Source organism: Geobacter sp. (assembly GCA_009684525.1).
In the GTDB taxonomy this organism is placed as follows: domain Bacteria; phylum Desulfobacterota; class Desulfuromonadia; order Geobacterales; family DSM-12255; genus Geoanaerobacter.
Window position 1 is genome coordinate 638,634 of record WKKR01000001.1, and the last position, 14,149, is coordinate 652,782.

Sequence of the window (14,149 nt, forward strand, 5' to 3'; positions counted from 1 at the left end):
TGAGGTGTTCAGCTTTAAAACAAATAAGGCCGTCCAGAAATCTGAACGGCCTTATTATTTACGATGACACCTGGATGTCACCATTCGTCGTCATCTTCTTCTTCACCATACTCGTCTACCCCGAACGCCTCGTCATAGCCGAGATCGCCGGCCCCTTCCACATCATCCAGCTCTTCGGCAAAGAACTGTTCGGGAGTGCGCTCGTCCTCGGCATCGTGAATGGCCTCGAACCGCGCCAGGATGTCCCCTTTGGTGCAGTAGCGGCCATCGCGGTGCGCACAGACATCGCGTTCACAGAGATCAAAGAGCTGTATTTCACTGCAGAGCCGTTGCGGTTTTTCATTCTGTGCCATTGGTAGCCTCACCTGAAAGTCGCTGCTTCATCGCTGTTCATGCGCCGCGAAGAAACTCCTTGGCCTTTTCCACGTCTTCCTTGCAGCCGATGTAGACCGGGGCACGATGATCGAGACTCTCGGGCTGGACATCGAGGATATCGATAACGCCGTTGCTGGCGGCCCCGCCGGCATGCTCGATCAGGTAGGCCATGGCGTTCAGTTCGAACAGAAGCCGGAGTTTTCCCCTGGGAGAACCCTGCAGAGCAGGATACATGAAAATCCCCTTCCCTTTCATCATCACCTGGTTGATGTCGGGGACAAAACCGCCGGAGTAGCGGAGCTTGCTCCCCTTCGCCTCCAGGTAACGGATGAACTTCTCATTCTCGGGGGTATACTTGTTGCGCAGACCGCCCGGAGAATAGATGTCGCCAGACGGTTTCATGGTGACGTTCTCCCTGGTAAGGGTGAACTCCATCAACTGGTTGAGGGTGAACTCGTGGACGCCGTTCCCCACGGAATAGACCAGCGACACTCGGGGTCCGTAGAGGATATACATGGCAGCGACCTGGTTGCGGCCGGTCTGCAGGAGATCGCACCCCTTGTAGATGGAGACGATGGTGCCGACGGCCAGGTTGACGTCGACCAGGGAGGAACCGTCCAGCGGATCGTAGGCCACGGAGTAGAGACCATCTGCCGCTGCCTGGGCCTGGAAGATCTCGTCCATCTCCTCGGAGGCAATGTTGCAGACCACGCCGGTATGGATCAGGCGCTTGCGGATGATCCGGTCGGAGAGGACGTCAAGGGCGAGCTGTTCCTCACCGTAGAGGTTGGAGGTACCCGCCACACCCAGATCACCGGTACGGACCGCATTGATCACGTATTTACTTGCCTCGGCGATCTCGCAGATCACGTGGATAAGATTGTCGCAGATATCCTGCCCGCGCAGGTGTCGCCGCAGGTCGATCTGGAACTTTGTCTTGCCCGGTTCGCTGTGCATGGTAGTTCGTCCCTCCCCCCAGAGAATATCCTGTAAACGGTTAGAGATTAGTGCAAAGATGGGGGCAAGGCAAGCAAAAAGTGCCCTCATGCCTCTCGCCGCTTGACTTGCCGCATTTACGTGTTATTCAAATGAGCATATCAACGGCACTCACCAGTGGAGACTTCATGAATACCGGCACCAGAAGGAGATTTCTCGCTACCAGCCTCGCTGCACTCCTGGCCGGGACAGCCGGGGCGGTCCTCTATCCGCTGCTGCGCTATCTTGCACCTCGACGCACCGACACGGCGCAGCGTGCAGTCAGGATCCCCCTTGCCGAGATCCCAGACGGCACGGCTAAATTTTTCGATTTTGAAGGAAAACCTGCCGTGCTGGTCAGTTCAAAGGGGAAACTGGTCTGCCTCTCAGCAGTCTGTACCCATCTCGGCTGCATCGTCCAGTGGCAAAAGGACCAGGGAGAATTCCGTTGCCCCTGCCATGGCGGACGCTTTACCATCGACGGCACGGTGGTCTCCGGACCGCCGCCACGGCCACTGGCCAAACTGCCGTTCACTGTCGTAAACGGCACGGTTACCGTTGGATAGGGGTCTCACGGAATGAATCCATTGCAGAAACTCCATACCTGGATCGACGTCCGGATCGGCATTGACGCGCTGCTCAAGAAGGAGCTGACCGGCTACCTGTTGCCGCGCAACATCAATGCCTGGTATTCGTTGGGAAGCATCCTGCTTGCCATTTTCACCATCCAGGTTCTGACCGGCATCCTGCTCCTGGTCTATTACGTGCCTGACGCGGAAAAGGCGTTCCAGAGCGTCACCTTCATCATGAACCAGGTCCCCTTCGGCTGGCTGTTCCGGACCTGTCATGCGGTCGGGTCCAACCTGATGGTCCTCGCCCTGTTCGGCCATCTGCTTTCGGTGCTCTTCATGGGGAGCTACAAATCACCCCGCGAACTCAACTGGCTCTCAGGCTTCATCCTCTTCAACCTTGTGATGGGGATCTCTCTCACCGGCTATCTTCTCCCCTGGAGCCAGCTCTCCTTCTGGGCGACCACGGTTGCCACCAACAGCGTCGGTGTTGTCCCGGTGATCGGCGAGCAACTGGTGGAATTCCTGCGCGGGGCAAAGAGCGTCGGTCCTCCTACCCTGTCACGATTTTTCGTCCTCCATGTGGTGGTCATCCCGGCCGCAATTGCAGGCCTGATCGGAATCCATCTCTTTCTGCTGAAACGGACCGGCATCTCGCGCCCACCGTTCGGGCTGAGCGATACCCGCAACGCATGGCGCAGCGAACAGTACCAGTATGAAGACCATCCCGACGGCATACCCTTTTTCCCCAACTTCGCCCTGCGCGATCTGAGCTCGATCCTGCTCTACCTTGCCCTCTTCAGCACGGTAGTCTTTTTCCTGCCGAACCTCTTCTTCCCGACGCAGGCGTTCGTCCCGGCCGACCCCTTCCAGACCCCTGACCGGATCAAACCGGAATGGTACTTTCTTCCCAACTACCAGACCCTGCGGATACTGCCGAGCGAGCTTCTCGGCCTGGCCGTCCAGGGGGCGGCCATGACCTTTCTCGCCCTCCTCCCGTTCATCGACCGCGGCAAAGAGCGGCATCCGCTCAAGCGACCGCTGTTCCTCACCTGCTGCATCTGCGGGATTCTCACCTTCATCGGGCTGATGATCTGGGGGCACTATTCATGATCCGCTCCTCTTTCCGTCACATCGCTCTCGCAGCACTGACACTCCACCTTGTATCATCGATCGCCATTGGTGCTGCCATCGCCGATACAGCGGCAAAACCGCCCGCAACCGTCTGCCTCGCCTGTCACGGCAGCCAGACGGGCCGCGGCGGCATACCGGTCAAGCCATGGCAGGGAAGTGTGCATGCCGCAGAGGGGATCGGCTGCCAGGATTGCCATGGCGGCGATCCCAAGGACGCAGCCAATGCCATGAGCCCTGCCCGCGGGTTCCTGGGAGTGCCTGCAGAAGAGGGGATTCCCGCTTTCTGCGGCCGCTGTCACGTAGGCATCCTGGAAGATTACCAGAAAAGCGCCCATGGCCGGGCATTGGGCAAAGGCGGCCCCACCTGCGTCACTTGCCACGGCAGTCACGAAGTACAGAAGGTGACCCTGGAGATCATCAACGAAAAACGGTGCAGCGCGTGCCATCCCTACGAGCGGGCAGCCAGGATCAAGGCGGCCATGCAGGAGGTGGAGCGCAATCTGGTGCGCATAGACGGCGAGATAACCCGCCTGAAGCAGGAGGGTGTGGATACCGACGCCTGGGGAAAACAGCTCTTTGCCGTGCGCAACCGCTATCACCGCCTCTTCCACGATGTGGATGTCGCTCTGGTACAGCAGGAATCAGCAGCCATCAAGGGAGAGCTCGACAAACTGGATGATTTCCTCTCCCGGACCGACGAAGAGCGCTACCAACGCAAGATTGCCGGTGCTTTCGTGGTGGGAGGCTTTCTGGTGGCAGCCCTTTTGGCACACCTCCTGGCGAAAAGCTATGATTAGGCCTTTTGCCGCCTGTCCAAGCCGTTGCGGCTGACCTTTTCATGCTGCTCCCTTCCTTTCTCCGCAGAAAACGACTCAGAGCCCGGCCATTTCCGGCCGCGTGGCAGGAGATACTGACAGAGCGGGTTCCACTCTACCGGCGGCTCCTGCCTGACGACCGGCTCGAACTGCACGGCCATATCCAGATATTTCTTCAGGAGAAACATTTCGAAGGGGTCGCGGGCTTTGAGGTAACCGAAGCCGTACGGGTCATGATCGCCGGACAGGCCTGCCTGCTGTTGCTCCATCGGGATACGGACTATTTCCCCTCGCTAACCTCCGTGGTTATCTACCCCGACGAATACCGGGCGCCGGTAAGCGAGACGGACGAATTCGGCGTAGTCACCGAAGGGTTCGATGTCCGTTCCGGGGAGACCTGGGAGGGGGGCTCGCTGGTCCTTTCCTGGGAAGATGTATTGATCGGCAGCAAGGGACTGGACGGCTACAATGTGGTGCTCCACGAATGCGCCCACCAACTGGACGCCGAAGACGGCCTCACCTCGGTAGCCCCCCGCCTTCCCGCAAGCCTGCGGCAGCACTGGGTCACGACCCTCCGCTCGGAATACGATTCTTTCTGCCGTGCAGTTACCGAACAACGCCCCACACTGCTCGACCCCTACGGCGCCGAGCACCTGACCGAGTTCTTTGCCGTTGCCACCGAGAGCTTCTTCGAGTGCCCTGTCGAGTTCAAAGCGTCTCACGGCCCCCTCTACGATCTCCTTGCCGGCTACTACCGTCAGGACCCCGCAAACGCATATCTCATTGGCGCACCATGAGAAACTTGACAATCATGGCAGGATACCTGATAGAATGCAGCGACTGTATTCCAGGAGGTTTGTGGTTCCATGAAGATCAAACTGTTCCGCGCGGCTCTGGGGCTGGTACTGATAACGATCATCTCGGCGGGTGTCATCTCGTTCCTCTTGTGGCGGAATCACCCCAAGTCGAATGACAGGGAGAGTATCGAGCTCTTCAAAGAGGTCGTTGCCATCGTCAGACAGGACTACGTGGAAGAGGTCAACCCAAAAAAACTCATGGAGAGCGCCATCGCGGGGATGCTCGCCTCGCTCGACCCGCACAGCGCCTACATGCCGGCCGATTCATTCAAGGAGATGAGGATACAGATGTCCGGGGAATTTGGCGGACTCGGTATCGAGATATCCCTCAAGGACAACAGGCTGACCGTTATTTCGCCCATCGAGGATACCCCCGCATTCCGCGCAGGCATCAAGGCAAATGACCATATCTTCAAGATCGACGACAAACTGACCCGCGGGCTCTCCATAACCGATGCGGTAAGCCGGATGCGGGGAGAAAAAGGGACACGCGTCACCTTGACCATCCTGCGCGAAGGTAGCCCAAAACCGCTAATATTCCATTTGACTCGCGACATCATCAAGACCAGGAGTCTCAAATCCCGTACCCTTGAGCCCGGTTTCGGCTATATTCGCCTCGCCCATTTCCAGGAGACAACCGGCCCCGAATTCACTAAGGCCCTCAAATCGTTGCATGAACAGAACGGCGGTACCATCAAGGGATTGATCATCGATCTGCGGAACAACCCCGGTGGTCTGCTGAACCAGGCCGTAGAGGTTGCCGACCACTTTATCGGCGAGGGCTTCGGCAATGGTCTGGTGGTCTATACCGAAGGGCGGATACCGACATCACGCATGAAACTGACCACGAAGATCGGTGAAAAGGAGCCACACTACCCGATCGTCGTTCTCATCAACGGTGGCAGCGCCAGTGCCGCGGAGATTCTCGCCGGGGCCTTCCAGGATCATCACAGGGCAGTCATTCTGGGAACCCAGAGTTTCGGCAAGGGCTCGGTACAGTCAGTCATCCCCCTGCGCGACAAGGCAGGGCTCAAACTGACGACTGCCCGCTATTACACCCCCAGCGGCCGATCCATCCAGGCCAAGGGGATCACGCCCGATATCATCGTCAACCAGATAGACATGTCAAAAGCCGTGGAACAGCCCGACAACCATCTCAGGGAAAACGACCTTGAGGGGAAGATTGCTCCCACCACTTCCGGACATCCTGCTCCGGCAGTCCGCAAACCCCCGTTGGAGGGGCCGGAAACAAAGAAGACCCCGCTCAAGGAAGTGCACGGGCCGGTCCTTTTCGGCGAACTGAAGAGCGACTACCAGCTTTCACGTGCAATGGAGCTCCTGCACGGGCTCGACATGATGGCACAGCGTTCTTTGCCCGGACGGTAGGCCTCTGCCTGGAAACAGCGCACCGCAGCCGGCACTGGGTTTGAACAGCCGTGTGCAGAAACGGGGCTGCATGCGCATGCACCGCGCGACACACATGATGGGCCAGCAGGGTTAAACATTTTTCATTTCAGTAGGTTGCACAATTTCATCTCGCATACTCCTTTTGGCATCTCCTCTGCAATACCTCTCTGCACAAGCTGGTTCTCAACAAACAACGCTTCTCAGCATGCGACCTGCCAAGGACATGCAGGCTGCATGGTTAATAGGGGAGAGTCCCCTCCTCTCTCCCCTATCTTTTTCCTCCAACGGCACCGGGCCGATCGCAGACGACAAAGCTGGAAGCACCTGCTTCCGGCTTTGTCATTTCTCCTCACCGCTTTCAGCCAGCAGATCCGAATATCCCGATTCCCCTTGAAAATCCAGCAGCAGTATGGAATAGTACCCGCCAACATCAGTCTCCGGGAGGATCAACGGAAAGCACGCCATGTACTGCGAATTTTTCGGCTTCAAGGAACACCCTTTTGCCATAACTCCCAACCCGCGGTTCATCTTCCTGAGCAAGAACCATCGGGAGGCATTCGCACACCTTCTGTACGGGATCAACAATCATGTCGGCTTCATCGAACTGAGCGGCGAGGTCGGCTCCGGCAAGACCACCATCCTCCGGGCCCTGCTCGGCCAGCTCGACGACCTGCAACACCGCACCGCCCTTATCTTCAACCCCCGCCTGTCAGCCATCGAGCTGTTGCGCAGCATCAATCGCGAATACGGCATCCAGAGCAGCCCGGACGAGAGCATCGATACCCTGCTCCATGCGCTCTATCAGTTCCTGTTGCAGGAAAATGCCGCCGGCAAAACCGTCGTTCTGGTGATCGATGAGGCGCAGAATCTGGACCCTCTGGTTCTGGAGCAGATCCGCCTGATCTCGAACCTGGAAACGGAAACGGACAAGCTGATCCAGATCGTTCTGGCCGGGCAGCCGGAACTGGAACAGATGCTGGAGCGGGAGGACCTGCGACAGCTGAACCAGCGGATCACGGTCCGCTTTCGCCTGGGCCCCCTCGATTTCGAAGACACCCTGGCCTATATCGAACACCGGCTGGAGATTGCCGGAGGGTGGCGGGCCGTCACCATTTCTCCCGATGCGCTGAAAAAGATCTTCCGCTATACTCAGGGGCTGCCGCGCCTGGTCAACGTGCTCTGCGACCGTGTGATGCTGATCGCCTACACCGAAGAGTCACGTGAAATCACCCGCAAGATGGTCGCCCAGGCTATCGGGGAACTCCGCCGGGAGAGCAGGACCTCCCCGGCAGCGCAATGGGCTCAGCGCCTGCTGGCTGCCGCCATGATCGCCACGGCCTTGATCGTCACCGGGATCGTGATCGGGCAGCAGCTGCTCACGCCGGCGCAACCCACGGCGCAACCGGATACCGCCCAACGGCAAGGAACTGCATCAGGGGCCAGAGATGCAGTCCTTGGCAGGCTGAAATCCTTGACCGAGGTGGAGAGCGCCATCCGCGGCTTCAACGAGCTGGCAGCCCTCTGGCAGGTCAGGCCAGTGGCACAGTATCATGGCAAGACTGTCCTGCCGGGGCTCGAATCGATCGCGACGCGGCGCGGCCTCACCCTCCTGCACGTTACCGGAAGTATTGCCGATCTTCTCCGGGCAGATACCCCCTGTCTCCTGGAACTCAAGCTCCCCGGATCGCAGGAGATCCGCTACCTCCCGCTTATCGGCTGCCAGGGCGACAAGCTGCTGCTCGGCGCCCCGGCTCGCCGTGGCGAAGCGTTGTCTGCCGCAGACCTGAGGGGTATCTGGACGGGAAAGGCCATCGTGCCCTGGCGTTCCGGCACCGGCATCTCAGGCCGCATCCTGCCGGGTGCACAGGGCCCGAACGTTCTTCAGCTGCAGAAGCTGCTCTCCCGGACAGGGACATACGGAGGTACGCCATCCGGCACGTTCGACGCGGCAACGCAGGAGGCGGTCAGGGCCTTTCAGACAGCCCGAAAGCTCCCGCCAGACGGCGTTCCCGGCCCCATCACCCTGCTTTTCCTCTACCGGGCCAACAGCACCCCTCAGGACCCGCGCCTGACGCCTGTAGGGAGACCCTGACATGAGCTCGATCCTCAAGGCACTGCAGAAACTGGAACAGGACAAGGCAGCCCGCCAGACCAGGGAACCGGATATCTCCGGCGCCATTACCCGAAGCAGCCAGCGTCGAAAGTCCCAACCCCGCTGGCTGGTGCCGACGGTCATGTTGCTGGTGGCAACGATTTCGATCCTGGTAACCTATGCCGTCATGGGGGGATTCGGCAGCAGCCGGCAGACCCCAGCGCCTTCTGCCGTAGCGGATATTCCACAGGCCCCCCCCCAGGCTGCCAGCCAGCCCCTTTTGGCACCCAAGGCACCGGTATCCCCCCCGGAAACTGCTGCACCCACCCGTTTGCCGGCCGTACATGCCCCTCGCCTTCCCCTGACTCCCTCGGAGAGACCAGGAAAGACGGGTGGGATCATCCCCGTTCCGACTCCGAAGCAGGGCGCGTCCGCTCGCACCATCGAACCGCAGACGGCAGCTCCCCTGCCCCCTCCTGCCCAGGCTCCCCAGGCCGTGACAGCGGAACAGCCCGCGGCCGCCCCGAAACCGCCCGCCTTACGGGTAAGCGGCATTGCATGGCAGAAAGACAGCACATCGCGTCTGGCAGTGATCAACGGCATGTCGGTCACGGAAGGGGGCATGGTGGAAGGAGCGCAAGTGGAAGAGATCTTCCCCGACCGGGTCAGATTCTCCTTCAAGGGATCGACATTCGAGATCCAGATGGGTAAGGAGAATCACCGCTGACCCTTCCGGGCTGGTCAGTTTCCCCTCTTCGACAACACCTCAATTCAGCGCGGAAACTCCCCAGTAAAAAAGCATGCCGACAATCACGGTCCCGGCCAGGGATCGGGTCCTGACGGCAAAGAGCAGGGTCGGCAGAAACGCGAGGAGCTCCGGCTTGCCCAGGTGCAACATCCGCGGCTCCGCCTGGGTGAACAGAGTCGGGGCCAGAAGTGCGCTCAGGATGGCTGCCGGGATGAATTCCAGCCAGGCGGCAAACCATCCCGGCAGCCCGGACCGGGAGAGAACGACCAGCGGCAGCATGCGGGGCAGGTACGTGACCGCCCCCATGGCAAGCAGCAACAGCAGGAAGTTTTGGGTGCTCACGTCGTCCCCCCCGTTTCCCCGAACAGTCGTTTCATGACAAAACCTGCCGAAGCCGCTACGCAGGAGGCGACGATCACATATGCATTGCCCGGCAGCCAGAGATAGGCGCAAACCGAGCAGAACGCCGCGATCAGGGCCGTGAAGACAAAGATGCGGCTGCGCAGTTGGAAAACGAGCAGGCAGACGAACATGGCGGTCAGCGCGTAATCGATCCCCAGCGCCCCGGCAGGGATAAACTGTCCGAGATAGCCACCGCAGACCGTACTGACGATCCAGGTCAGGTTTGCCGCCTGATTGAGCACCAGGGCCCGCTGGATATCCCATTCCCCGGCTGTGAACCGGGCCATGTTGACGCCAAAGCTTTCGTCGGTCACCCCGTAGGCGAACAGAAGCAGCAGTCTCTTGCGAATCCCGGTGCAGTGGACCGACAGGGCTGAACTCATGAGCAGATGCCGCAGGTTGACCATGAACGTGGTCGTAACGATGGCAGGAAAAGAGGCGCCGCTCCCCAGCATGGCCACGGCTATGAACTGGGAACCGCCGGCAAAGACCAGCACGGACATCAGCCCGATCTGCCACGGGACCAGTCCCCCCTTCTGCGCCAGAACCCCCAGCGAGAGCCCGATGGGAAAATAGCCGAGACAGATCGGCCACGCCGCAGCGAGCCCCTCAGAGAAGCGGTCACCCATGGAGCCGGGCAGGATCGCTGCCATCAGAGACCCCCTCCGTACATCATCCGCTGACTAACGTGCATCACCATACCTCTCATGAACCGCATCTTGCCAGAAATCCCCGCCGTTGACCAGAAGAGAGCGAGATTGAAAGACAAGAAAAGGCCCGCGCGAGGCGGGCCCGATCCTTCCGGCAATCTAATGACAAAGCACCCCGGATCTACTCGACCCAGTCGTCGTCTGCTTCTATGGGGGCAAAGCCGCGGCGCATGGTGTTTTCCGTCACTACCCGCGGGTCCATGAAGTGGAGCAGGTAGTCGGGACCGCCCGCCTTGGTCCCCACACCCGACATCCTGGCGCCGCCAAAGGGCTGGCGCTCCACCAGGGCACCGGTATTGTTGCGGTTGATGTACAGGTTTCCCACCCGGAAGTCCCGGCGCGCCCTGGCCAAGTGCTCCGGACTGCGGCTGAAGATGCCGCCGGTAAGGGCAAATCGGGTCGAGTTGGCCCACTCGACCGCCTGATCGAAATCCCTGGCCCGCATCAGCGCCAGTACCGGACCAAAGACCTCTTCCTGCGCCAGGCGGTGTTCCGGGCGGATACCGCCGATGATGGTCAGCGGCACCCAGTAGCCCTCGCCCTGGGGGACCGGGCTCTCGTAGAGAACCCGTCCTTCCTGCTTGCCGATGGCTGCATACTCAAGAATGTTCTTCTGGGCGGCAGCATCGGCCACGGCACCCATGGAGTATTTCGGGTCCTCGGCAGGCCCGACCTGGTAGGCCTTGGCAGCCTTTACCAGGCGGTCGACAAATCTGTCGTAGACCGCATCGAGGACGATGACCCGTGAACAGGCCGAACATTTCTGCCCCTGGAAACCGAAGGCGGAATAGAGCACATGGGGGACCGCCTCGTCCAGGTCGGCGTCGTCGTCGATGATGATGGCGTTCTTCCCCCCCATCTCGGCAATGATCTTCTTCACGTTGGGCTGTCCCGGATAGACCTTGGCGGCCCGGTCCACGATGCGCAGGCCGACCTCCATTGAGCCGGTGAAGGCGATGAGCGAGATGTCAGGATGGTCCACCAGGAAATCCCCCATGACACTTCCCCTGCCTGGAACGAAGTTGAAGACGCCGGCCGGCAGACCTGCCTCGCGGAAGATCTCCACCAACTGGTGGCCGATGATCCCGGTGATGGTCGATGGCTTGTAGATGACCGGGTTGCCGGCGACAATGGCGGCCGACGCCATGCCCATGCTGATGGCCAGCGGGAAGTTCCAGGGAGAAATGACGGCGGCGAGGCCTTTAGGTTCATAAAAATAGTGGTTCAGCTCTCCGGGGGCATGACCGACCCGATGCGGGGTCCCCAGGCGGATCATCTCCCGTGCGTAATATTCGAGGAAATCAATGGCCTCCCCCACATCCGCATAGGCCTGATCCCACTGCTTGCCGATCTCCAGCACCTGCCAGGCGGAGAGTTCGAAAATCCTTTCGCGCGCCACGGCAGCGGCCTTGAGCAGGTATTCGGCGCGATCCCGTGGCGAAGTGTCCCGCCAGGCGGGGAACGCCGACTTGGCTGCGGCAATGGCCTGGGCAACCTCGGAGATACCTGCCTGGCAGATGCTCCCCAATACCTCGGATGGCCTGGCCGGGTTCAACGTGGGGATCTGGTCACTGGTCTGGACCTCACGCCCGCCGATGTAGAGCGGGTAGACCTTGCCCAGCTGCGTGCGGACACGGGCAATGGCTGCGGGGAACGCCCCCCGGTGGTCGGCACGAGTGAAATCGACCATCGGATCGTTGACGAAGCGGGCCAGGCCACCAGGGCCGGCTACTTCCTTTTTCCGCTTGCCGGCGCGCTCTGATCGCTCACGCTCGGCAGTCGTCACGGGATCTTCCAACAACCGCTCGATCTGGGCATCCTCGGCAAAACTCTGCCGCAGGAACGATTCGTTGGCGGTGTTTTCCAATAGGCGCCGCACCAGGTAGCCCATCCCCGGCACCATGTCGCCATAGGGGCAATAGAGGCGAATCCGGCCGGCAACCTTGAGAATCCCCTTGCGCACCGGCTCTGCCATACCGTAAAGCACCTGGAACTCGTAGCGGGATGCGGGGACGTTAAGCTCCTTCGCCATCTCCATGACCGCCGAAATGGTGCGGATGTTATGGGAGGCACAGGCAAAGTGGCAGATATCATGGTTTTCCAGGATCAGCCGCGCCTGGCGCTCATAGGCAGCATCGCTTTCCGCCTTGATGGTCCAGACCGGAATCTCCCACCCCATCTGCTTTGCCTTGACGGTTTCATAATCCCAGTAGGCCCCTTTGACCAGCCGGATTGAGATGGTCGTATTCTGCTGCCGGACCCACTGCAGCAGCTCCTGCAGGTCCTGGTCGGTATCCTTCAGATAGGCCTGCAGGACGATGCCGATATGGGGGTAGTCCCTGAATTCGTGCTTGAGCCGGCGGAACACCTCAAGGGTGATCTCCTTGAAACGGTACGATTCCATGTCGATGCAGAGGAAGCCGCCAAGCTCCACCACCTTGATGCAGATACGACGCATCTGCTGCAGGATGGCCTCGACCGAGCCCTCGAAGTCCATGGGGTTTGCGAGGCAGAACAGCGCGGTCGGTTTCACCGCAACATTGACCCTGGGCGCATGCCCCCAGTCCAGATGCGGCTCGCCGCCGCTGCCCGGCAGCCCCTTCCACCCCTGCTGCTCCCTCTTCAGGGCATCCAGCAGCTCCAGGTAGGTTGCAACATAGGTCTCCGCCTCATCAGCGGACAGGGTCGCCTCCCCCAGCACGTCGACCACGGCGGCAAAGCCATCCTTGCGCAGCTTCTCCATATTTTTCACGGCTTCGCGGGTATTCTCGCCGACAATGAACTGCCGCGCCATCTCCTGGATATTGGCTGAGATCACCTTGTTCAGCACGGCCCCCCCCAGCGAGCCGAGCAGGCCTGCCATCCTGGCCCCGGTGGAGAGCACCGGCGGCATATCCTTTTCTTCGCCGAAATATTCGCGGATATGGTCGGTGAGTAGCTTTGCTGTGGTCAGGGAGGGAAATGCATCGACAAAACGGAACATCTGGATCTTGAACTGTTCGTTTTGCATGCTCCAGTCCATGACCTTCCCCATCCAGGCCCCCTTGTTGAAAAGGGACGGTTTTTCACCTGAGATGGTGGCAAAAAATTCCTTGCCGCGGGAGATGACCTTGCTGTTCAGTTCATTGCTTAACATTGCGCACTCCTTTGCATGCCACTGTTGAATGGTTTAACCATTACATACAACATACGAAGATAGCTGTCAATAAAGATAGTACACCTATTTCTTGTCTTGAAAATGAAGGGAAAGTAAGCTATTACTCTCTGGAAGAGTTGAACCATTTGATAAAACTTTTCAACTGCCCGCAATCATGAGGAAAAGGAATGGCCATGTTCCGCCAGGCAAAACAGAACAGGATATTCCAGGATGTGGTAGAGCAGATCCAGGAAGCGATTGTCTCGGGAAAGCTGAAGGCAGGCGAACACCTGCCGGCAGAGCGGGAGTTGAAGGAGAAGTTCAATGTCAGCCGGGGGACACTGCGGGAGGCGCTGCGCGTTCTTGAACAGAAGGGGCTGATCCAGATCAAGACCGGGGTCACTGGCGGGTCGGTGGTCCGTGGCGCTTCAACGGACCAGATGAGCGAAAGCCTTGGCCTGCTCATCCGTTCACGCAAGGTTTCCCTGCAGCAGCTCGCCGAGTTCAGGGAAGGGGTGGAAGGACTGGTTGCCGCACTGGCTGCCGAGCGTGCCACCGCAAAAGACGTGCAGCGGCTGCAAACCCTGCTCGGACAGGCCAAGGAATTACTCAGCAAGGGGGCGCTCTTCTGGGACGCCTTCATCAGGACCGACGAGGAGATCCATCTGGCGCTGGCGGAAATGACCGCAAACCAGCTCTACATCTCCGTGCTCCAGACGGTCTACAGCAACATCCACACCTACTACGAAAGCTACCTGGCAAAGGAAGAACATCTACTGGAAGAAAATTACCGCGACCTTGCGGATATCGTGCAGGCGATCGCGACAAAGAACGCCGAATCTGCCCGCCATCTGGCACAGGACCACGTCCGCCGTTTCAACAGCTACATGGAGCACAAGGGAGCCACCTAGCCCCCGACCGGAAGACGT

Annotated in this window: 12 protein-coding genes and 1 pseudogene; 8 read left to right on the forward strand and 5 right to left on the reverse strand. The window is 59.7% G+C overall.

Annotated features, from left to right (window positions below):
* Window positions 1–77: 77 nt before the first annotated feature.
* Both GJT30_02885 and GJT30_02890 read right to left on the reverse strand, forming a co-directional pair.
* Window positions 78–353 carry a hypothetical protein gene (locus GJT30_02885; GenBank protein ID MSM38556.1) on the reverse strand — a complete coding sequence of 92 codons (276 nt, stop codon included), beginning with the start codon at window positions 351–353 and terminating at the stop codon, window positions 78–80.
* A 37-nt stretch (window positions 354–390) separates the two neighbouring features.
* The gene (locus tag GJT30_02890) at window positions 391–1,332 is read right to left on the reverse strand and encodes a class 1 fructose-bisphosphatase (protein MSM38557.1); all 942 of its coding nucleotides are present in this window, start codon (window positions 1,330–1,332) and stop codon (window positions 391–393) included.
* A 167-nt stretch (window positions 1,333–1,499) separates the two neighbouring features.
* Here GJT30_02890 and GJT30_02895 point away from each other — a divergent pair, with 167 nt between their 5' ends.
* From GJT30_02895 to GJT30_02925, 7 genes and pseudogenes are all read left to right on the forward strand, one after another.
* A complete protein-coding gene (locus tag GJT30_02895; protein ID MSM38558.1) occupies window positions 1,500–1,916 on the forward strand; it encodes a Rieske 2Fe-2S domain-containing protein in 417 nt (138 codons plus the stop codon).
* Window positions 1,917–1,928: 12 nt separating this feature from the next.
* Window positions 1,929–3,032 (forward strand): cytochrome bc complex cytochrome b subunit, encoded by a 1,104-nt coding sequence (locus GJT30_02900; GenBank protein MSM38559.1) that lies wholly within the window; start codon window positions 1,929–1,931, stop codon window positions 3,030–3,032.
* Window positions 3,029–3,850 (forward strand): cytochrome C, encoded by an 822-nt coding sequence (locus GJT30_02905; GenBank protein ID MSM38560.1) that lies wholly within the window; start codon window positions 3,029–3,031, stop codon window positions 3,848–3,850. The genes GJT30_02900 and GJT30_02905 overlap by 4 nt, the downstream gene beginning before the upstream one ends.
* Window positions 3,851–3,891: 41 nt before the next feature.
* The gene (locus GJT30_02910) at window positions 3,892–4,665 is read left to right on the forward strand and encodes a hypothetical protein (protein MSM38561.1); all 774 of its coding nucleotides are present in this window, start codon (window positions 3,892–3,894) and stop codon (window positions 4,663–4,665) included.
* Window positions 4,666–4,734: 69 nt separating this feature from the next.
* Window positions 4,735–6,111 (forward strand): PDZ domain-containing protein, encoded by a 1,377-nt coding sequence (locus GJT30_02915; protein ID MSM38562.1) that lies wholly within the window; start codon window positions 4,735–4,737, stop codon window positions 6,109–6,111.
* 484 nt (window positions 6,112–6,595) lie between these two features.
* Window positions 6,596–7,396 (forward strand): annotated as a pseudogene (locus GJT30_02920) (AAA family ATPase).
* A gap of 829 nt (window positions 7,397–8,225) precedes the next feature.
* Window positions 8,226–8,951: a hypothetical protein gene (locus GJT30_02925; GenBank protein MSM38563.1), complete on the forward strand. Its 726-nt coding sequence runs from the start codon at window positions 8,226–8,228 to the stop codon at window positions 8,949–8,951.
* A gap of 39 nt (window positions 8,952–8,990) precedes the next feature.
* On the opposite strand, the gene GJT30_02930 is transcribed toward GJT30_02925, so the two are convergent.
* From GJT30_02930 to pruA, 3 genes are all read right to left on the reverse strand, one after another.
* The gene (locus tag GJT30_02930) at window positions 8,991–9,314 is read right to left on the reverse strand and encodes an AzlD domain-containing protein (GenBank protein MSM38564.1); all 324 of its coding nucleotides are present in this window, start codon (window positions 9,312–9,314) and stop codon (window positions 8,991–8,993) included.
* The gene (locus tag GJT30_02935) at window positions 9,311–10,003 is read right to left on the reverse strand and encodes a branched-chain amino acid ABC transporter permease (protein MSM38565.1); all 693 of its coding nucleotides are present in this window, start codon (window positions 10,001–10,003) and stop codon (window positions 9,311–9,313) included. The genes GJT30_02930 and GJT30_02935 overlap by 4 nt, the downstream gene beginning before the upstream one ends.
* A 202-nt stretch (window positions 10,004–10,205) precedes the next feature.
* On the reverse strand, window positions 10,206–13,220 hold the full coding sequence (pruA, locus tag GJT30_02940) for an L-glutamate gamma-semialdehyde dehydrogenase (protein MSM38566.1): 3,015 nt from the start codon (window positions 13,218–13,220) through the stop codon (window positions 10,206–10,208).
* Window positions 13,221–13,414: 194 nt separating this feature from the next.
* Between pruA and GJT30_02945 the strand changes: the two genes are divergently transcribed.
* Window positions 13,415–14,131 (forward strand): GntR family transcriptional regulator, encoded by a 717-nt coding sequence (locus GJT30_02945; protein ID MSM38567.1) that lies wholly within the window; start codon window positions 13,415–13,417, stop codon window positions 14,129–14,131.
* Window positions 14,132–14,149: the final 18 nt, after the last annotated feature.